Consider the following 19,473-nt stretch of genomic DNA (forward strand, 5'->3'; position numbering starts at 1 on the left):
CGTGTTGCGATCGGCACAGCGAGCACCGGGGGGTCGGCGTGCTCGCACCCGTCGTCGCTTCTGCCGGAGCATCCGACATGACGAAGCGTGCTCGTCTCGCTTTCCTCGCGTTCTCGTTCTCCGTCGCGCTCGCGCCTTCGTCGGTGCGCGCCCAGGTCGCTCCACGCATCGCGATCGCGTTCGACACGTCGGGCTCGATGGCGCTCGACCTCGACGGCACGCCGACCTTCGGCGACGGCGTGATGACGGGCTGCACGCGGCGCACGTCGGGCAGCTACGAGTACTGGTGCGGCGACAACTGCACCGCGGGCATCGACACGAATTGCGACGGCCTCGAGAACGACAGCCGCATGTACGTCGCGAAGGAGGCGCTGCGGAACATCCTCTTCGCGTACGGCGACGTCGACTGGGCGCTCGCGCGCTTCCCGCAGACGCAGCAGGCCGACGTCAGCTGCGCGACGATCAACGACCTCGAGTGCAACAACCCGATCTCGCTCACGTCGTACGGCAACCCGCAGTGCAACACGGGCAACGCGATCCCGAGCGGCTCGTGCCCGTACGACTGGGAGGCGCAGTGGCCGGTCGCGTGTCGTCCCGACACCGGATCGTTCCCGGACTTCGAGACGTGGCGCACGGGCGATCCCGAGGTCTGCGTGAGCTACGCGGGCGGATGCACCGCGGGCACGCGCACGGGTGACTGGCTCGTCGACTTCCCGGGCGTCGGCGCGTTCGCGAACCTCAGCAACCAGTACGCGCTGCTGAGCTGGCTCGACGGACAGGAGACGAGCTTCCGCACGTCGACGACCACCGGCAACTTCTGTCAGGCCGCGACCGGCGGCGACTGCGAGCTGCGCCCGAGCGGTCCGACGCCGCTCGGCGGATTGCTGAGCACGGTGAGCAGCCAGATCACGCCGCTGCGCAGCAGCGATCCCATCGCGAGCTGCCGGCCGTACTCGGTGATCCTGATCACCGACGGCGCGCAGTCGTCGCAGTGCTCGCCGAACAACCCGGCGACCGTCGCCGCGACGATGCGCAGCAACGGCATCCTGACGTACGTCGTCGGGCTCGCGATCGACTCGGGCTCGCGCGCGTCGCTGAACGCGATCGCGACGTCGGGCGGGACCGACGCGGGCTCGGCCGGCGGCGACACCGCGTACTTCGCGGACGACCCGTACACGCTCAGCGCGGGCCTCGCGGAGATCGTGCAGCGCAGCTTGCGCTTCGAGACCTGCAACGGCGCGGACGACGACTGCGACACGCGGATCGACGAGGGCGTCACGAACGCCTGCGGTGGCTGCGGCGCGGTGCCCGCCGAGGCCTGCAACACGCGCGACGACGACTGCGACGGACGCACCGACGAGGGCGTGTCGAACGCGTGCGGGCGCTGCGGCGCGGTGCCGAGCGAGACGTGCAACCGCAGCGACGACGACTGCGACGGCGCGATCGACGAGGGCGTGTGCGGCGGGTGCACGCCGACCACGGAGATCTGCGACAACCTCGACAACGACTGCGACACGCGGATCGACGAGTCGCTCACCCGCAGCTGCGGCGTGATGGTCGGTCGCTGCACCACGGGCACGCAGACCTGCACCGCAGGCGCGTGGGGCACGTGCAGCGGCATCGGGCCGACGACCGAGAGCTGCAACGACGTCGACGACGACTGCGACGGGATCGTCGACGGCATGAGCGAGGCGTGCGGCTCGAGCGTCGGCGCGTGTCGGCCGGGCACGCGCGTGTGCACCGCGGGCAGCTTCGGGACGTGCACCGGCGGCGTGGGACCGACGAGCGAGCTCTGCAACGGCGCGGACGACGACTGCGACACGCGCACCGACGAGAGCCCGAGCGGCGTCGGCGGGACGTGCGGCTCGTCGATCGGCGAGTGCGATCCCGGCACCGTGCAGTGCACGGCGGGCGCGCTCACCTGCGTCGGCGGCACGAGCCCGGGCGCCGAGTCCTGCAACGGGCGCGACGACGACTGCGACGGTCGCACCGACGAGGGCCTGCCCACGATGGGCCCGTGCGGCTCGAGCACCGGCGAGTGCCGGCCCGGCGTGCGCACCTGCGTCGCGGGCACGTACCAGTGCGTCGGGGCGCGCGGACCGACCGCGGAGCTCTGCAACGCGCGCGACGACGACTGCGACACCCGCACCGACGAGGGCAACCCCGGCGGCGGGCTCGCGTGCGGCACCGCGACGGGCGAGTGCGAGGTCGGCACCAGCGCATGCACCGGCGGGACGCTCACGTGCAGCGGTGGTCGCGGGCCGACGACCGAAGCGTGCAACACGCGCGACGACGACTGCGACGGGCTGGTCGACGAGGGCAATCCCGGCGGCGGCGCGGCGTGCGGCGCGACCGACGAGGGCCTCTGCGAGCGCGGCGCGCTCGCGTGCATGGGCGGCGCGCTGGTGTGCATCGGTGAGGTCGGGCCGAGCCCCGAGCTCTGCGACGGGCTCGACAACGACTGCGACGGGATGGTCGACGACGGCAACCCCGAGGGCGGCGCGCCGTGCGGCGACGACACCGGCGAGTGCGCGCCGGGCACCACGCTGTGCGTCGGCGGAACGCTCACCTGCACCGGCGGTCGCGGCCCGGTCGCCGAGACGTGCAATGCGCTCGACGACGACTGCGACACGCTCGTGGACGAGGGCACGGGGCTCGGCGAGGCGTGCGGGACCGACGTCGGCGAGTGCGTGCCCGGCTTCAACGCGTGCGAGGACGGCGCGGTGGTCTGTCGCGGCGGCATCGGGCCGAGCGAGGAGACGTGCAACGCGCTCGACGACGACTGCGACGGCGGGATCGACGAGGGGCTCGACTCGAGCGGGCCCTGCGGCGTCGACGAGGGCCTGTGCATGGCGGGCATGCTCGTGTGCTCGGGCGGGGTCGAGATCTGCGACGGCTCGACCGGACCGACGCCCGAGGGCTGCGACTGCGAGGACAACGACTGCGACGGCGAGACCGACGAGGCGCCGCCCGAGGGCTCGCTCTGCCCCGCGGGCTCGGCGTGCGTGGAGTGCCAGTGCGCGCTGCCGTGCGTGACGACCGAGTTCGGCAACACGTGCCCGACCGGCCGCACGCCGTTCGTCGCGGACGGCGTCTGTCACTGCGTCGCGCCGCGCTGCGAGCCCGCGACGTGCGCGGGCGAGACGATCACGCGCAGCGGCGCGACGCTCTGCGCGCCCGAGGCCGAAGGCGGCCCGCCCTGCGTGTGCCGCAACAACACGTGCACGTTCGCGTGCGACGGCGTGCTCTGCGAGGGCGGCACGACGTGCGAGCCGCGCACCGGACGCTGCGTCGAGGACAGCTGTCGCGTGAGCGGGTGCGAGCCCGGGACGATCTGCGACGTCACGATCGGCGACTGCGTCCCCGATCCCTGCGAGGGCGTGACGTGCGACGCGGGCGAAGCGTGCCGCGCGGGCACGTGCGAGCCGAGCTGCGCGACGGTGACGTGCGACGAGGACGAGCGCTGCGCGAGCGGCGTGTGCGTCGCCGATCCCTGCGTCGAGACGAGCTGCGGCGACGGAGAGGTCTGCGACCCGAGCGACGGCAGCTGCGTCACCGACGCGTGCGAGGGCGTGACCTGCCCGTCGATGACCGAGTGCGACCCGCTGACCGGCGACTGCGAGGCCGACCCGTGCATCGGGCTGCACTGCCCCGAGGGCGAGACGTGCGAGGCGGGCGAGTGCGTGCGCGAGGTGGAGCGCCCGGATGCGGGCGTCGACGCCGGTGTGGACGCGGGCATCGACGCGGGCCCGGGCGACGAGGACGACGAGACGCGCGTGCTCGCGGCGGGCGGCGGCGGCTGCATCTGCGGGGTCGGCGCGGGCGCGGATCGCAGCGATCCGAGCGGCGGCGCGATCGCGCTGCTCGCGCTGCTCGGGCTCGTGATCGCGATGCGTCGTCGCGGCGTGCAGGGGAGGGCGCGCGCGTGGCGCCCTTTCGCGCTCGCGATCGTCGCGCTCGCAGCGACGACGGGCTGTGACGTCGAGCCCTACTGCCTGACCTGCGACGACGAGGCGGGCGACGCGGGGCCCCTCGGCGGCGATGCCGGGCGCGACGCGGGTGGCACCGATGGCGGGCCGCGCGACGCCGGGCCGCCCGACGCGCCCGTCGACGCGGGGTGCACGCCGGGCGCGCCCGAGCTCTGCAACGGGCACGACGACGACTGCGACGAGACCGTCGACGAGGGCTTCGACACCCAGAGCGACGAGATGAACTGCGGCGCGTGCGGCGCGATCTGCGCGCCGCCGGGCGCGTTCGGCGCGTGCGTCGAGGGCGAGTGCACGATCGAGCGCTGCGACGTCTTTCGTTACGATCGCGATCCCGCGATCCCCGGGTGCGAGACGCGGTGCATGCCCAGCGCGACCGACGACTCGCGCTGTGATCGACAGGACAACGACTGCGACTTCGTCGTCGACGAGAACGTCGATCTGCAGAACGACGGATCGAACTGCGGCGTCTGCGGCCGCACCTGTCGCTTCGTGCGCGCGTCGGCGACCTGCATGGCGGGCACGTGCACGATCGGCCAGTGCGAGCCGGGCTTCGTGAACCTCGATCGCAACCCGGCGAACGGCTGCGAGTACGCGTGCGTGCCGGCGACGCCTGCCGTCGAGGCGTGCAACGCGCGCGACGACGACTGCGACGGGACGATCGACGAGGGCGATCCCGGCGGCGGTGGATCGTGCGGCACCGACGCCGGCGAGTGCGCGTTCGGCACCCTGCACTGCATGGCGGGCCGCGTGACGTGCACCGGCGGCGTGTCTCCCGCGCTCGAGGCGTGCGACGGACAGGACGACGACTGCGACGGCAGGGTCGACGAGAACAACCCCGAGGGCGGTCGTCTCTGCGGCAGCTCGGTCGGCGTGTGCGTCGCGGGCCGGCAGCAGTGCGTGTCGGGCGCGCTGCAGTGCGTGGGCGCGAGCAGCGGCGGCGCGGAGCAGTGCAACGGCCTCGACGACGACTGCGACATGGCGATCGACGAGAGCAACCCCGGTGGGGGCGGCGCGTGCGGCACCGCGGTCGGCGAGTGCAGCGCCGGCACGCGGCAGTGCCGAGGCGGCGTGCTGGTCTGCGAGGGCGGTATCGGCGCGGCGACCGAGACGTGCAACGGTCGCGACGACGACTGCGACTCGCGCACCGACGAGGGCAATCCCGGCGGCGGCGGCACGTGCGGCAGCGACGTCGGCGCGTGCAATCCCGGCACGCTCACGTGCACCGGCGGCACCCTGACGTGCACCGGCGCGACGGGCGCGATCGCGGAGGCGTGCAACGGCCTCGACGACGACTGCGACGGCGCGATCGACAACGGCAATCCGGGCGGCGGTGCCGCGTGCGGCACGTCCACCGGCGAGTGCAACGCGGGCTCGCTCACGTGCTCGGGCGGCGCGCTCGTGTGCACCGGCGCGACGGGCCCGACCCTCGAGACGTGCAACACGCGCGACGACGACTGCGACGCGACGACCGACGAGGGCTTCGCGCTCGCGACCGACGTGCGCAACTGCGGGATGTGCGGGCGCATCTGCACGTTCCCCAACGCGATCCCGCGGTGCGCGAGCGGGACGTGCGGGATCCTCGCGTGCCAGGCGGGCTTCGTGGACGCGAACGGCACGCTGAGCGACGGATGCGAATTCGCGTGCACGCCCTCGGGCGCCGAGATCTGCAACGGGCGCGACGACGACTGCGATCGACGCACCGACGAGGGCGTCACCGCGCCCGCCAACTTCTGCAATCCGAACGGCGTGTGCGCGGGGACCAGCGCGACGTGCAGCGGCGCGACCGGCTGGACCTGCGCGTACCCCGCGACGCACGAGACCACCGAGACGCGCTGCGACCGTCTCGACAACGACTGCGACGGGCAGGTCGACGAGCCCTTCCCGGGCATCGGGACGAGCTGCGGCAACGGCGTCGGCGAGTGTCGTCGCACCGGCATGATCGCGTGCAACGCGGCGGGCACCGGCACGCTCTGCACCGCCGCTGCGGCGGGCTCGCCCACCAGCGAGGCGTGCAACGATCGCGACGACGACTGCGACGGACGCACCGACGAGCAGATCGCGGCATCGCAGATCCCGACCGTCGACGTCCCGCGCTCGACCGGGAGCGGCACGGTGCGCGTGATGGCCTACGAGGCGTCGCGCGCGGATGCGACCGCGACCTCGCAGGGACAGGCGTCGCGCGTCGCGTGCTCGAGGCCCGGCGTGCTGCCGTGGACGACGGTCACGTGGGCCGAGGCGAACGCCGCGTGCTGCGCGCTCAACGCGAGCGGCACCTGCGCCGCGGGCGGCACGGGATGGCGCCTCTGCGACGCCGAGGACTGGGAGAACGCGTGCGAGGGCCCGGCGGGCAACTGCACGTGGGGCTACGCGAGCGCGTGCACGACGTCGTCGCGCCTGACGTGCAACGGCGAGGAGCACGACAGCGCGTCGGGCACGGCGGGCGATCAGGACGCGCTCTTCACGACCGCGAGCAGCACGTTCCCGATGTGTTACGCGAGCTGGGGCGCGGCGACGACGGCGCGCATCTACGATCTCTCGGGCAACGTGAAGGAGTGGACGTACACCGAGGTCTCGTCCGGCGTGCACCAGATCCGCGGCGGCGCGTACTCGAACGTCGAGGGCGGCAGGACGTGCCAGTTCGACTTCTCGGTCGGCGGCGCGACGTTCTCGTTCCCGAACACCGGATTCCGCTGCTGCATGTACTGAGTGGCCCGCTGAAGAGAACAGGAACACAGGAGCGTAGGAGACGCGAGCTCGATCCGAGTCTCCTCCTGCTCTCCTGATGGGTCGCGGATCTCCAACCCTCGACTACGAGGGTGCCAGTCAGTGCTGGATTCCCGATTGGCGTGCTCATGTCGCCGGTCGTGAGGTCTGCGATGCACGGCACGCGATTGCGAGGCCGCGCGGCGGTGATCGCAGTGGCGACGTGCCTCGCTGCTGCATCGAGCCCGTCGCGCGGTGAGGCCCAGCTCGAGCGCGCGACGGTGCTGCGCGCGCTCGATGCATTCGACTCCTACGACCTGCGCGGCGCGTCCGCGACGTTCGACGCGATCGAGCTGCTCACGCCGACGAACCCCGACGTGAGCGGGATCGGCGGCGAGCCGCGCCTGGCGCGTGCTCGCGCGGCGACCGACATCTGGCTCGTCTCGTATCTCGATCCGCGCCAGCACCGGCTCGAGGCGCGCCTCGCGCAGGCGATGGGCGTTCCGAGCTTCTCGATCGAGCCGACGCTGCGCGACGAGCTGGACCGGCTCGGTCGTGGCGAGCTCGGAGAGGCCGCGCGCGACGTGCGACAAGGGCTCGCGCTGCGCGACGCGATCGAAGCGGGCGAGCCGGTCTCGTTCGCGGGCACCACCGGCGTGCGCCGCGACGCGCTGCTCGTGCACGTGGTCGGGACGGCGATCCAGGACGGCGACGACTCCGAGCTGGTGTCGTGGTTCGAAGATCCGTGCGGAGAGGGCCTGCCCTGCGACCCGCCGCTCTCGAGCTGGGCTCCGCCGAGCCGCATCATCGCCGCGGCCTTGGTCGAAGCGAGCGCGGCCTACGAACGGCTCGATCAGTCGTGGAACGAGGGCGACGCGTTCGCGCGCGCCGTCTGGCCGGCGCTGCAGGACGACGCGCGACGGCTGCAGAACCACGTGCACCATCCGATGCCGATCGTCGCCGAGGGCACGCCGATCTCGCACGCGCCCTACGACGACGGAGATCCGGCGCGCGCCGATCTGATCGTGGGCGTCGGCGAGCGCGGCGTGCGGGTGCTCCGCATCGCGCCGGTCCGTGTGCGTGACGGACGCCTCGAGCCGCTCGGCGAGAGCCCGCCGTCGATCGACGTCGACGTGCCGAGCGCCGCCGACGCCGAGCCGCCCGCGCTCGATGCGCTCGTGGAGCGACTGCGCAACGTCGAGCTCGCGCCCGAGGCGGTCGTCGCGGTCGGTGCGGCGGACGACGTGCCCGCCGAGCGCCTCCAGCGCGTGCTCGCGTCGATGGTCGCGGCCCAGCGCGCGCCGACCACGCTGGTGCGCACCGCGAGCGACGGCAGCCTGCGCGAGGTGCCGATGCGCGTGATCGACGACTACGCTGCGGGCGCGCCCGGTGACGTGTTCGTCGAGCTGCGCCCGACGGGCTATGCGGTCACCGGCACCGACCGCGATCCTGCGGAGATCCCGCGCGTCGCTGCGATGAGCCTCGCGCCGCTCGACGAGGACGCGCTCGAGGCGTTGATCGGCTCGGTGCCCGGACGTCGCGTCGTGGTGCGCGCGGCGGGCGCGCTGCCCGCGCGCGAGCTGATCGACACCGCGTTCCGCGTCGCCGAGGACGGCGATCTGGTGGCGCTGGTCGGGCAGTAGCGCCATCGTCCATCTAACCGCTGGAAATCATTGATGGTGCGTGGGGCTGCCTGCTTCGATCCCCACTTCGATCCCCACTTCCGTCCAAGTGAGAACGGTTCTCACCCGTGCGGCTGGACGGTGGTTCAGGTTCTCAGCGTCCGAACCCAGCTGGGTGTGATGCGGCACTTTCCCTTGGGAAATGCCCCCCAGCTGTATACGGCTAGACGCCAGCGGCCTCGTTGCAGACGACCCTGACCCACGCGGAGAGGGACACGGGCTTCCCGATCTTCGCCCCGTAGTTGGCCGCAGCCTTGTCCCAGTCCACGCGCTCGTCAGTGGGCACACGGAGCGTGTACGGGCCTCCCACTGTCTCGTCGCTCGGAAGGCTCTTGGGCGGCTTCTTGAGGGCGTCGGTGCACACGAGCCTGATCCAGTTGGCCAGTGAGAGCGTGCGCCCGATCTCGGCCCCGTACCGAGCTGCAGCTCGCTCCCACGCAGTGCGCTCGACTTCCGGCACACGGATCGTGAGCGGCGCACCAGCAGGTCCACCTACTGTCGGTCTGCCAGGTCCAGATCTCTTCTCGGTGTCGGGCTTCCTACGAGTAGCCATCGGGTCGGCTCCATAACACGAAGGGGCATGCTCGTCTTACCGAGCTGCCCCCGCGTACAACGAGTTCGTGTAAGGCGAATCAGACAGGCCAACCGAGAGCACGGAAGGCCTCACGGCTGCCCGGCACCAGGTCCAGGACGTCCGAGAGCCCCTTGTCGGTCCAGCCCATCCCGTCGCGCTCGTCGGTCACCATCGCGAACTCCAGGTGGCACGGGTGCGAGCTGGGCAGCTTCGCGTTGCGGTACATCTGACGAACTCGGTGAGCCCAGTCGATGTTACGGCGCGGGGCAGTACGACCCTGCTCGGGACGCACCTCGATCCAGCCTGCACCTGCGCAGGTGAAGCACTTGCCGCCCTCGATGTGCATGAAGCCGATGATGCGGCGCGCACCGTTGCACTTGGGGCAGGTCACTCGCTCGGTGTTCGTCGTGCTCGTCATGACGGTATGATGTGCACGCGGTGAACGCGGTGCAAGACAATTGTGGGCGCACCCCGTAGAAGAGTGCGCCCAGGTGTGTCCGTCAACGCCTCTTGGGCTTGGATTCCTCGACGTCGATCCAGTCACAGGCAGCGTCGAGGGAGGCGTGTGCCTGGTCCTCGGTGCCGCACTTCCAGCCGAGCTGACCGTCTCGCACTACCTCTCGGATGCTCCAGCCTCTGTAGCGGTAGGCGTTCGGTGCGACCTGATCGAGTTGCCTGATGGTCTTCATGGGCTCTCCGTGATCGTTAGAAGCGTAGACGAAGCGGGCTCAGTTGGAGGGCTCCAGGAGAACTGCCAGGGCTTCCCAGCGGTCTCGCAGTTCCTGGGTAGCCGACCAACGGCAGCCATCGAGATAGGCCAGGTGGCGAGCCTTGGACCAGTGCGAGGGCGTCCAAGTGCCGGCGTAGAACCGGCAGTGGTTGATCGCTGCGTCGCGAACCGTGTGAGCGTTCGTGCGGCTCAGGTCGAAGCGCATCGAGAAGCCGTCGTCTCCGAGGCTGATGCACAGGTCGACCTTGTCGTAGGCGCCGCCTTCGGGAGCCGTACGCGACCAGTCTTGCAGCTGGCGAATCGCACCTGCCCAGGTCTCCACGTGCACTGCGTTGCCATCGGTCGGACCTTCCAGGCGAATCATCGTGATCTTCATCGCTGCTGTCTCCTCGTTGGTGGTGGCTATCAGACCAGGGCCAGAAGCACGCGGTAGTGACCACTCTCGATGCTGTTGAGCGGCACCGTGTCTTCCCACGTGCCCAGCTCGGGATGCGTCCAGCGCACGTTCGCGTGGCTGCCGAAACGGGTCGCTTCAACTCCGAGCACGACACCAGTCATCGCGGGCCCGTTGTCTCGGTACTCGATCCGCATGCCCTTCGTGACCTGCATCGCTTCGCCCTCCTGACAGATTGGAAGGTATGTCACTCGAAGATGCGGTGCAAGACAAATTGATCGAGGGGCGACGAACTTAGTGTGCGCGTGTGCGCTTCACCAGGCAGCTTCGTCCTTCGGTCGATCACGCTGGAGAAGCTGACATCCGAGCTACCCGACAGCGTGACGACTAGTTCCGACGACGGAGTCTCCATGAGTCCACTCGGAGTTCGCCCCTGTCAGTCCACCAGGAGCCGTCAGCGCCTGGAGCGCGCGCTACGATTCAGGATGGACGTTAGGGCAGTCGGGCAGATCGTGGATCGTCTCCGTCGTGACCGACTCACGCGCAGCGTTGCGAACGAGGGGCCGTGCGTGACGGAGGTACTCGCTGACGGTGTGCCCTGTCAGGGCTTCTCGTGTCCGTCCACAGCCCGTGAGGTCAGAGATCGATCGCAAGAAGATCGTGTTGTCGACCCGAAGGGGTTGTTACCGGGATCCGAGGCCTTTAGCGTCCCAGTCTTCTGCGGGGGTAGGGCGCGTCAGTCCGAGACCCCGGCGCGAGTTCTCGGGGTTCTGCTACCAGTTCAGGCTGTCGGTACGTCGAGTTCGTAGAGGCGCGCCGCCCGTCACCGTAGGAGCACGAACCGCGTGCGACGTTCTTGACGAACGCGAAGTGCTGATCAGGCCTGCGATCCGTGGGCAACAGGGCTGCGGCTGACGCCGCTTAGCTCAGGGGTAGAGCTATGCGTGGGGGAAGCCGCGCGCGGGCTGATACTCGCCAGGACGAATCGTGTCGCAGGGGATTGACGGACAGGAAGTCGTGGTCAGCGCTGCGCACTCATGACCGACTCGAACACGGCCGAACTCATCCGAGTGGTGAACTCTCCAAACGCCGAGTTCGTGTGTGCCGCATGGTGCGATACGCGCCTGGCCCTTGCGGTTTCGTGGAGCGGTAGTCACGACACCTTGTATGGTTCGCGAAATGACAACGCACATATCGTCATCTCGCGTCATCGTAGCCGATACCTGCCGTCGAGACGCCTCCTGCGACATCCGTGATGCACGTCTAAGTCGCTGAATCCTAAAGTGAATTGGGTCGTGAGAAAAACATACGTTCAGACCCCTTGACCACCCCTCCGGTGCCCGTTTATCCAGGGCCTAATCTCATAACGACGTAATCGGTAGAACGCGGAACTACCCACTCCTCGGCATGCGCTAACCGCGCGTCGTGACGGGAACCGCGGTCTTTTCGAACCCGCCTTCCGTGCGAGCGGAGGCGCGGGACCGGGTTCCTCTGTCCTTTAGCAACGTTGGAGTGATGGGAGATGTCGAGGCGCAGCCGTAAGCGTAAGAAGGGCCAGCAGTCGCAGCCGCCTCCGGCGGCGAACGCGACCGTCACGAAGCCCGTGCAGTCGTCGGAGACTGCGAGCGAGCGCGTCTCGCTGCCCCCGACGCAGTCTCAGCCCGACGACTCGTGGACGCTCGCGCGTCTGCGAAACACGAAGGTCTCGATCGAGCTGCTGCTGTTCGTCGTGGTTCCGCTCATCAGCGCGCTTCTCTACTTCGCGGTTCCGGCTGCGAGGGCGCTGTTCCGCGAACAGCTCCGTCAGGAGCTGCAGCACATCGAGCACGAGCAACAGCGAGCTGATCGGAGCGGTGAGTGATGCGCTGCCGTGTGCGCTTGGTACGGCGCGATGGACCAAGAATCTCGGGACGCGTAACCGCGCGTAACACCGTGCAACGTGCGCGGCGTCTGCTGTTACGCGCTTCGTCAAATCTCCTCGGTTTCTCGTTGGCACTGCCGGTGCACACACGCTCCGACACGGAGGAACGAGAAACTGGGGACAAAGACACGGCGCTAAGACTCGACACAATCAGGCTCCCACACGCACGGGGCGCAGCAACGGGACCTGAGCAAGCTCAGGTTGGCGGGAAGCGCGGCGTGAAGGGGTTCTAGGGCTAGACGCTATTCCTAGTCCGAGTCGCAGTAGCGACAACTCCCTGTATGTCTGCCGGAAGGCTCGTACGACAGTACGATTCGCAGGGACCAGCCAGGCTATCGCACGAACGGGATCACGGAGAGCCACAGCCCGATCAGCAGTAGGAACGCGATCCCTACCGGCGAGATGGGGCGGATTACCCTGCGCGCCCACTGCTCGTGTTGCGCGAGAGTGCTCTCCAGCTCGGTGGGAGGCTCGAGGTCAGCACGAGGGCGAGCAGTGGAGCGGTAGGCACCTGCAGCCCGTCTCAGGGCGTCCAGGGCGCTCCTATAGCGAGTGAGACGTGCTTGACCATGCCCGTGTGCCACCTGGTGCACGAGCGACATCAGGAAGCAGCCCAGGGCGGCCACCACGAGGGCGATCCAGACGTCTCCGTGCGCCACTGCTCGTGCGAGGACACCTCCCAGCGTGAAGGCGCCTACGAGCCCAATCGCGATCCCTACTCGGCGCATGATCACGCTCCCTTCACGAGCTGGAAGACGGTGTTGATGACTGCGAGCTTCTCTTCGTGCGAGGCGTGCGAGTAGATGTGCCCGGTCTCCTCGTCGGCGTGGCCGATGATCGACTGACGCACCAGCTCAGACGCCGTTTGGCGGATCAGGTTGTTCATCGTGTGGCGCAAGCAGTGAAGGGCAGGGCGCGTCCCGAGTTCGATCGGCTTCTTGTCGGGCCCCACTTTCGCCGCGGCACACACGGCCAGCATCGCCTTTCGCACCGAGAAGTTCCGCAGGTACTTCCCGATCTTGCCGTTCTTGGTCTCCTGCCCGAACTGCGGCGACGGGAAGACGATCCCCGAGTCGAACCCCTTGATCTGCTTCGCCAGTAGCCACTGGCGGTAGTTCTTGAGCACCTCCACGACGTCAGCCTGGAGAGGTACGTCGCGCACGGAGGCCACGGCCTTCGGGTGTCCTAGATGTCCTCGCCACTGCGCTCGACGTACTCGGCATACGCCCTTGTCGAGATCGATGTCGCGCCACTCCAGGGCACTCGCTTCGCCGTAGCGCATCCCGGTCGCGGCCATGAGGAACAGCAGCGCCCACATGCGCGGCCAGCCCTTGTGCTTCCGAGCCGTTGGACCGGCGAGCAGCCAGGCGCGGTACTCGTCCACCGACAGCCCTCGGCCCGTCTCGCTGATCTCGTCCGACTCGGGGTCGAAGGGCCTTGCGAGCACCTTGACGCCCTTGGTCACGTGCTCGTTCTCCGTCGCTTTTGCGAAATATCGCAGAATCCGCAGGCGCTGGTTGATCGTCGTGATGCCGGCACCACCCTCCTGCCATCCGATCATCGTCTCCGCGACGTGCTTGGACGGGTGCACCTTCTCGACGAAGTAGTCAGCGATAGGGGTTCCAAGCCACCCCTTGACCGCGAGTCGATAGGTGTTGAAGGCGGAAGGCTTCAGGTGCTTCTTGGTCTCCAGCCATGCGGTCAGGGCTTCACCCAGGCGCTGCTTGGGCTGTTCGACCTCTTCGCGCGCGCTGAGCCATTTCTCGCGCAGCTGTTCGCGGATCAAGGCTGCCTCTTGACCGCTCTTCGCTTCGATCCGGCGATCGATCTCGTGTCGGTAGCCGGTCAGCGGATCGGTCACCACGGCGCGCACGCGGTATAGGCCGATCCCCGGCTTGCCCTGAACGGGTCCCAGGTACTCGATCCCCCTGACTGACTGAAGCTTCTTCTTGGCCATTTGCTCGCCTTTCGATCAGTGCCGCGACGTCGTTGGGATCGAAGAGCGAGCAGCGCCTTGACCCCCTGCCCACCACTCGGAGTTCGCCGCGCATCACCAGCGTGCGGACCCCTTCAGGGCTCATGCGCAAGATCCCTGCGACCTGCTGAGCGTCGAGCAGGTCCAGCAAGCTATACAATTGTCGCCTATCTAATTCAAGCAAGACGAATTCACCTGGCAGATCGCAGGCCGAAGGAAGCTCCAGCCTGCCTGTCGATCACCTGCTGAACCGTCAGCAGTATTGGTTGCGTGCACGCTGGGTCACGATAGCCCGGCGTACGGGGTCGTTGGCCATCCTCCCGAGCGCTTCGATCGCGAGATCGATAGCATCGAGTCTGAGGGATGACGGGATGTCTCCATCGGGAATCTCGCGCGGCGGTTGGCTGGGATCGTGCGGCTCGATCGGAGTCGCGATCTTCTCGCACTGCGCCCGCAGCTCCCACAATGCCCGAGGCGCAACGTGGAATCGGTAGGGACCGCTACTCACGATGTACCAGCGTTCTACCAGTGCGGAAGCGGCGACATGGGCGCCACACGCGCGACATAGATCATCATATCGGCTGTTCCACTGCTGACCGCAGGCGCAGGAGCGTTCATACCCTGCAGCGGTCCAGTCATATGAGTAGACCTGGCTTCCGCCGCTGACGACGATCCCGAGCAGTAGCCGATCCTTCCGTTCGTAAATCTCGAAGTTGTTGAAGCGCTGGTGCTTCGCTGCACGGTTCAGCGAATGCAGCGCGCGGAGACCAGCTGCGATGGGATCTGCGGCCATGTGGTGCTGAAACTCGGCCACCTTCTGCGCCAGTTCCAGGCGTGCAACCTGGTTGCGTCGACGCGTGGCCCAACCACGTCGTGCTGCATCAGCTCTGTCTACGGTCTCCACGAGATCTCCTGCGCGCCAGCGCCCAAGCCTTGCCCTACCGGACCACTACCCACCCAGCCTAACCATGCCTCAACCCGCCGAGTGCAGATGTTGATAGCTATGGATCGATTCCAGCGAACAGCAATGGTGAAAATGTGAGAAGCGATATGACACAAACTTAGTCGCTAGAGTTTGTGCGCTAAGTTCGATTGCCAGCGATGGTGCTGCCCCATCTCTCCCATCGTATGATCGACGGGTGCGCGCTCGCGCTGCCAGCGAGTGCCTAAAGACTGTGGCTAGAGTTTGTCCCTAGTCTTTAGGCACTGAGTTCAGCGCCGAACGTAACGACGTACATCGACTGGTAGCGCCGCGCGTTGAAGACGACACGAGCGTATTGACCGCGCTGCGGGTGATCGCGGAAGTGCGCGCCCTCGTCTGCTAGGGTGCGCTCAGCGACCAACCGCATGCTTCGCATTGTCGTCATCTACAACGGTCTGGATGTCGGACTTCTGCTCGTCGCGGAAGAACCACTGTTCGGTTCTGTCAGGCCACACATGGAGAGCAAAGGGATAATCTTCTGTGTTCTTGTTGTCTGTCATTTCTTATGTCTCAGTCTGCGAACGCGTTGACGATACGCGCGATCTGCCACTTGCTATGGTCAGCATCAGGATTCTCCGCCATCATGTGGACAAGCGTTCGTCTGAGCTTGTCCAGCTGCTTGGGGTCACGCTTACAGATCTCGATGGGCTGTTGGTCTGCGAGCGCTACTAGCTCGGTGGTAGGGAAGGTCCCTGTCTTGAGCGTATTGCGTCGGTCGCTCATGGTGTGCTTCCTATTCAGGCTGTGAGCTTGCTGCAGATCGAGGCGACGATCTGCGCGTTCTCCGTGGCGTTTCCCACGGAATCGCTTTGGGCAATCGTTGAGTTGCCGCTCTTCTCTGCGAGGCGAAGGATCGCCTTCTGGAATAGGGGCCCAGGGTTCTGACCCTTCGCAGCGAGCATGACGCGCGACCAGATGTCCACAAGCTGGTCGTGCAGCTCGTCACCTACTTCCGGGTTCTTCGCCAGGAAGAAGCCGTAACCGAGTAGGACGCCTGCAGGCGTGCCGTGGCTCGTCTTCGTCTTTGTCGACGAGTTCAGCTTCGCCATACGCCGACCGACGCTCACGGGGATCAGCTGCTTGATCGCATCGACAACTTCCTGAGGTGTGCGGGGGTCATTGGCTGGATAGACGTATGAGGGCGCGTCGTCGTCCAGACACAAGGTCAACGACCGAAGCGGCGCCGCTGTGTGTTCGGGCGAACCGATCTCAGGGATCTGAGCCTGGAGCAGTTCCTTGACTTGTGCGCTCCAAGGCTTCTTCGGTGCCTTTGAAGGTGAGAGCAGCTCGGTGATCTGCTTCTCGACGATACGGACCTGGTCCAAGAGGTCGACCCTTTTAGCCTGCAGTGCGCATAGTTCTGATGTGATGTCCATGTGATGTTTCTCCAGTCGCGCGATAGTTTGCGCGGCAGAACTATATTAGCAGATTTGATACGCTTGTGCTCGATAAATCTGCTCATTCTGAATTGATTCTCACCACTTTCGCGAACGGCGCTCCTGTCGTTCACGTTCGATCGCCACTGCCAGTTCGGCACGGAGCTTCTCCTGGTCAGGGAGGTTCCACTCGCTCGACTCAACCTGAACAGTGGAAGCTGTTGCTTCTGGTGTGCGCTTACGCGGTCTGCCTGGACGCTTGCTCCCGAAAGTCAGGTTCACCCCACGCGCCTGGGAGACATCGTACAAGCTCCAGCCATCGGCTGTTTGGCCCAAGTACGCAGCAACGCGAACTCTCCTGGTCCTGGTGGTGGCGTTCGGTGAGAGCTCAACTTCGATCTCTTCACCGACGCTGGGTGAGTACCCTTGGATCTTCATGCGGTACCGCGTGCCTCGCGGTCTTGTGAGCTTTGCTCTGTAGGTCATCTGTCAGTTTCCTCGGCTCAGTGAGCCATTACCCAGCCGTCGAAGTGGCTGGAGTCGTCAATCTCGAAGCTGTTGGTGGGCAGCTCCACCCAGAACCCGCGTCGCGCGGGGTCTCGCAGGCGCGAGAACGCGCCCATGAGCCGGATCCCCAACTCCCAGGGCTTCAGGCCATCACCTCGAATGAGTTCGCACTCGATGGCGTCGCCGATGCTCTCGGAGGTCACGCCCGCTGCGAGCGTCTTCTCGATCGCGCTCTTCACCTTCGCGCGCGTCTTGCCTCTCCCCAGGCAATCGAGGGACGGCGGCAGCTCGATGTTGTCCAGGCGTGCAGGAGCCTCTACAGCCATCGCGCACGGCGTGGTGGTGGCTTCGTCCAGGCTGGGGCCGTTCGTGGCTTCCTGGAGGCGTACAGCGCCTGCAATGCGCTTCAATCGCGGTGCCTGTCCAAGTAGGTCTGTCCATGCCGCTGTCATGACCTGGGCGAGCAGCTCTTCTGCACTCGCAGGCACGACGAACGAGTCATGGATTGCGAAGCAGGGGATCCCGGCAGCGGTCATGGCGAGCAGAACTCGTTCGGCGATCTGCGAGTCGAGATACATCAGTCTCCAGTTGCCCTTGTAGAAGTCGCCAGCGACAGGGGCGTGATGCTTCACGTAGGCGTCGCGCACGTGCTTGGGTGCGATGCCCTCGGGAAGTACGAGACCGTTCTTCGCAAGTTCTTTAGTGATGGCCGAGCACGCACCCTTGGGCGAGGTCGCGTTCAGCACGCACATGCTCACCGTCTTATAGACGTCCCTACTGACCTCCACGCCCCTCGTCAGCTTCGACGGTACGGTGTACGGGTCTTCAGGTACTGCGAGGCCTCGAAGGGCATACAGCATCGCGGGGTGACAGTGGCGGAAGTCGACTTCGACTGTCGGCTCGTCGTTCACGTAGAGGTGCTGACGAGAGTTCACCTCATGAACTCGACCGTCAGCACCCTTCATGCGTGAGGGGAGAGACTGAGCCGTCGTGTAGAACCTACCGTGGTGGTCTAGATCAAAGTGAAAGACCCTCTTGTACGGTGAGATCGTGAAGGACAGGGCAGGGAGTGTATTAGTAACGTACGTGGTGGTGATGAGTTCTTGGAACTGATCTCTGTGTGCCGTTGTTCTGTCCAGCTTGTCCAATGTTGCAGGCAAGTTGATCTCAGCCATGCGTTGGATGTGAGAGACAGGGAGAGACCAGGCTTGCCGACACTGAAAATCGTTGATTCGTCTCAGGTTCTCTTGGAGTGTATTAGTAACGTACGTGGTGGTGGTAGAGATCTTCTTCTCCCTGATGTCCACTCTGTCTAGTACTACGTCTCTCGATACCAACTCGGTCATGTTCCACAGTGTGAGCGCGTCTGACGTACCAAGCTCCAACTGCATCCAAGCTGAGAGTTCGAACCGTGAGCACCTGCTCATCGTCGAATCGTCCTTTGAGTGAAACCCAAGGGTGTGATCCACTACTCCGAGTTTGATCAGTGTCTTCACGCTGGCGATCAGGGTCTTGTACGAGCAGCCCATCTGCTTCGTCATCTGTTCCTTGTTCCACACGCTGTAGTTGCGTGAATAGGCTACAGGCAGACCCTTCACAAGAGCTCGGATCCCGTTTCCGAGCAGTACGGCGATCGCGTCGCTCCACTCACCACTAGTAATACGCATCAGTGCATCAGACTGATGGGCGCGCACTTTCGGGTTTAGCCAGTGTGCGGCGTCAAAATCAGCTGTTCTTGTGGTTGTTTCTGCTCGATCTGAGCTCGTCAGAGTGCTAAACTTATCGTGCACGGCGTTCTGTCCTTTCGTCGTGTTCGTTCTGTCTCAGTCCCATGTGTTTCTCCAGTCCTGCCCCTGGTGGTCACAAGCCACCAGGGGTTTTCTCTTTGGAGAGAGGAGTCCTGTAAGGATAGCGCGCTTTATGCGTTTATGCAATGGCAGACTGGCACTCTTCATGCTATCATAGAGTCTATGAAGGTGAACGCTGTAACCATTCCAATTGCCATCCTCGCTGCAGAGGGCCTCACACCAGCAGCCAAGCTTGTTGGCGCATACGTCTGTAGCGTCCCGCACGCAAGCGTGTCTTCCACGTGTCGTGCGACGTGCCTGCACCCTGTGACAGTGCGCAAGGCCATCAAGGAACTGATGGATGCTGGTCTAATCAGTGGGCAACGCGAGAAGTGGTCTTGGAGCCTGTCGTCTACAGGCAGTGCGGCTTCCACCTCACCAGCTGACCCATCGCAGCCAATCACTCTTGGGGCGATCGCGGAACTGGTTGGACTGTTGAAGGCCAACAAGCAGTGACCATCATATCCGGGCGTGGGTCATTGGCTGACCACGCGGTTTGGGGCCGCGCATAACTCAGTTCGATTCTGGGCGCTCGGAGTAGGAGAAACACCATGCAGACAGAGGCAGGCCAGAAACTCTTTGTGAGCCCGCAACGATATCGAGTGATGAACGACGGCGAACGTGCTCGTCATGCGCCTCATCCCTTCGTCACAGGTGACGACGAGTTTGGTGCGGAAGATCTGCGAGCCTGGCTAACGATCGGCATCAAGCTGATCGACGCACGTGCTCAGCTACATGGTGACGCGAGCGTCGCTTGGGCCTGGGACGACGCAGAAGAACGGACGAGGTGAAT

15 protein-coding genes are annotated in these 19,473 nt (G+C 66.1%); 4 read left to right on the top strand and 11 right to left on the bottom strand.

The features are described 5' to 3' along the window. The first annotated feature begins 77 nt into the window (after window positions 1–77). Both I5071_RS03825 and I5071_RS03830 read left to right on the top strand, forming a co-directional pair. The gene (locus I5071_RS03825) at window positions 78–6,695 is read left to right on the top strand and encodes a vWA domain-containing protein (RefSeq protein WP_236604012.1); all 6,618 of its coding nucleotides are present in this window, start codon (window positions 78–80) and stop codon (window positions 6,693–6,695) included. Window positions 6,696–6,853: 158 nt separating this feature from the next. Continuing rightward, window positions 6,854–8,335, top strand: coding sequence for a hypothetical protein (locus I5071_RS03830; protein ID WP_236604013.1), 1,482 nt, complete (start codon window positions 6,854–6,856; stop codon window positions 8,333–8,335). A gap of 202 nt (window positions 8,336–8,537) precedes the next feature. Here I5071_RS03830 and I5071_RS03835 read toward each other — a convergent pair whose 3' ends face one another. The 5 genes from I5071_RS03835 to I5071_RS03855 all read right to left on the bottom strand — a co-directional run bounded on the left by I5071_RS03835 (window position 8,538) and on the right by I5071_RS03855 (window position 10,287). Then, a complete protein-coding gene (locus I5071_RS03835) occupies window positions 8,538–8,834 on the bottom strand; it encodes a hypothetical protein (protein WP_236604014.1) in 297 nt (98 codons plus the stop codon). Window positions 8,835–9,006: 172 nt separating this feature from the next. Next, window positions 9,007–9,366 carry a hypothetical protein gene (locus tag I5071_RS03840; RefSeq protein WP_236604015.1) on the bottom strand — a complete coding sequence of 120 codons (360 nt, stop codon included), beginning with the start codon at window positions 9,364–9,366 and terminating at the stop codon, window positions 9,007–9,009. 82 nt (window positions 9,367–9,448) lie between these two features. Beyond that, window positions 9,449–9,637: a hypothetical protein gene (locus I5071_RS03845; protein ID WP_236604016.1), complete on the bottom strand. Its 189-nt coding sequence runs from the start codon at window positions 9,635–9,637 to the stop codon at window positions 9,449–9,451. A gap of 39 nt (window positions 9,638–9,676) precedes the next feature. Continuing rightward, window positions 9,677–10,054, bottom strand: a complete 378-nt coding sequence (locus I5071_RS03850) for a hypothetical protein (protein ID WP_236604017.1) — start codon at window positions 10,052–10,054, stop codon at window positions 9,677–9,679. 29 nt (window positions 10,055–10,083) lie between these two features. Further along, window positions 10,084–10,287: a hypothetical protein gene (locus I5071_RS03855; protein ID WP_236604018.1), complete on the bottom strand. Its 204-nt coding sequence runs from the start codon at window positions 10,285–10,287 to the stop codon at window positions 10,084–10,086. 1,307 nt (window positions 10,288–11,594) lie between these two features. Here I5071_RS03855 and I5071_RS03860 point away from each other — a divergent pair. Continuing rightward, complete coding sequence (locus tag I5071_RS03860; RefSeq protein ID WP_236604019.1) at window positions 11,595–11,933, top strand: hypothetical protein; 339 nt, start codon at window positions 11,595–11,597, stop codon at window positions 11,931–11,933. A gap of 790 nt (window positions 11,934–12,723) precedes the next feature. Here I5071_RS03860 and I5071_RS03865 read toward each other — a convergent pair. The 6 genes from I5071_RS03865 to I5071_RS03890 form a co-directional block, all read right to left on the bottom strand. Then, window positions 12,724–13,950: a tyrosine-type recombinase/integrase gene (locus I5071_RS03865; RefSeq protein ID WP_236604020.1), complete on the bottom strand. Its 1,227-nt coding sequence runs from the start codon at window positions 13,948–13,950 to the stop codon at window positions 12,724–12,726. 271 nt (window positions 13,951–14,221) lie between these two features. After that, window positions 14,222–14,872 (bottom strand): hypothetical protein, encoded by a 651-nt coding sequence (locus I5071_RS03870; RefSeq protein WP_236604021.1) that lies wholly within the window; start codon window positions 14,870–14,872, stop codon window positions 14,222–14,224. A gap of 428 nt (window positions 14,873–15,300) precedes the next feature. Further along, window positions 15,301–15,450 carry a hypothetical protein gene (locus tag I5071_RS03875; protein WP_236604022.1) on the bottom strand — a complete coding sequence of 50 codons (150 nt, stop codon included), beginning with the start codon at window positions 15,448–15,450 and terminating at the stop codon, window positions 15,301–15,303. Between the two features lie 10 nt (window positions 15,451–15,460). Then, window positions 15,461–15,673 carry a hypothetical protein gene (locus I5071_RS03880; protein ID WP_236604023.1) on the bottom strand — a complete coding sequence of 71 codons (213 nt, stop codon included), beginning with the start codon at window positions 15,671–15,673 and terminating at the stop codon, window positions 15,461–15,463. A 14-nt stretch (window positions 15,674–15,687) separates the two neighbouring features. Next, the gene (locus I5071_RS03885) at window positions 15,688–16,326 is read right to left on the bottom strand and encodes a hypothetical protein (protein ID WP_236604024.1); all 639 of its coding nucleotides are present in this window, start codon (window positions 16,324–16,326) and stop codon (window positions 15,688–15,690) included. A 503-nt stretch (window positions 16,327–16,829) separates the two neighbouring features. After that, window positions 16,830–18,374 (bottom strand): hypothetical protein, encoded by a 1,545-nt coding sequence (locus tag I5071_RS03890; protein WP_236604025.1) that lies wholly within the window; start codon window positions 18,372–18,374, stop codon window positions 16,830–16,832. Between the two features lie 857 nt (window positions 18,375–19,231). On the opposite strand from I5071_RS03890, the gene I5071_RS03895 reads away from it, so the two are divergent. Then, window positions 19,232–19,471 carry a hypothetical protein gene (locus I5071_RS03895; protein ID WP_236604026.1) on the top strand — a complete coding sequence of 80 codons (240 nt, stop codon included), beginning with the start codon at window positions 19,232–19,234 and terminating at the stop codon, window positions 19,469–19,471. Window positions 19,472–19,473 lie beyond the last annotated feature (2 nt).

The sequence above is a fragment of the Sandaracinus amylolyticus genome (assembly GCF_021631985.1).
Lineage (GTDB): Bacteria > Myxococcota_A > Polyangia > Polyangiales > Sandaracinaceae > Sandaracinus > Sandaracinus amylolyticus_A.

Excerpts from the sequence above, each read along its gene's own strand:
- I5071_RS03865 (WP_236604020.1), bottom strand. The coding sequence starts at position 13,950 with ATGGCCAAGAAGAAGCTTCAGTCAGTCAGGGGGATCGAGTACCTGGGA.
- I5071_RS03825 (WP_236604012.1), top strand. The coding sequence starts at position 78 with ATGACGAAGCGTGCTCGTCTCGCTTTCCTCGCGTTCTCGTTCTCCGTC.
- I5071_RS03845 (WP_236604016.1), bottom strand. The coding sequence starts at position 9,637 with ATGAAGACCATCAGGCAACTCGATCAGGTCGCACCGAACGCCTACCGC.
- I5071_RS03895 (WP_236604026.1), top strand. The coding sequence starts at position 19,232 with ATGCAGACAGAGGCAGGCCAGAAACTCTTTGTGAGCCCGCAACGATAT.
- I5071_RS03840 (WP_236604015.1), bottom strand. The coding sequence starts at position 9,366 with ATGACGAGCACGACGAACACCGAGCGAGTGACCTGCCCCAAGTGCAAC.
- I5071_RS03890 (WP_236604025.1), bottom strand. The coding sequence starts at position 18,374 with ATGACGAAGCAGATGGGCTGCTCGTACAAGACCCTGATCGCCAGCGTG.
- I5071_RS03855 (WP_236604018.1), bottom strand. The coding sequence starts at position 10,287 with ATGCAGGTCACGAAGGGCATGCGGATCGAGTACCGAGACAACGGGCCC.
- I5071_RS03875 (WP_236604022.1), bottom strand. The coding sequence starts at position 15,450 with ATGACAGACAACAAGAACACAGAAGATTATCCCTTTGCTCTCCATGTG.
- I5071_RS03860 (WP_236604019.1), top strand. The coding sequence starts at position 11,595 with ATGTCGAGGCGCAGCCGTAAGCGTAAGAAGGGCCAGCAGTCGCAGCCG.
- I5071_RS03885 (WP_236604024.1), bottom strand. The coding sequence starts at position 16,326 with ATGGACATCACATCAGAACTATGCGCACTGCAGGCTAAAAGGGTCGAC.
- I5071_RS03880 (WP_236604023.1), bottom strand. The coding sequence starts at position 15,673 with ATGAGCGACCGACGCAATACGCTCAAGACAGGGACCTTCCCTACCACC.
- I5071_RS03850 (WP_236604017.1), bottom strand. The coding sequence starts at position 10,054 with ATGAAGATCACGATGATTCGCCTGGAAGGTCCGACCGATGGCAACGCA.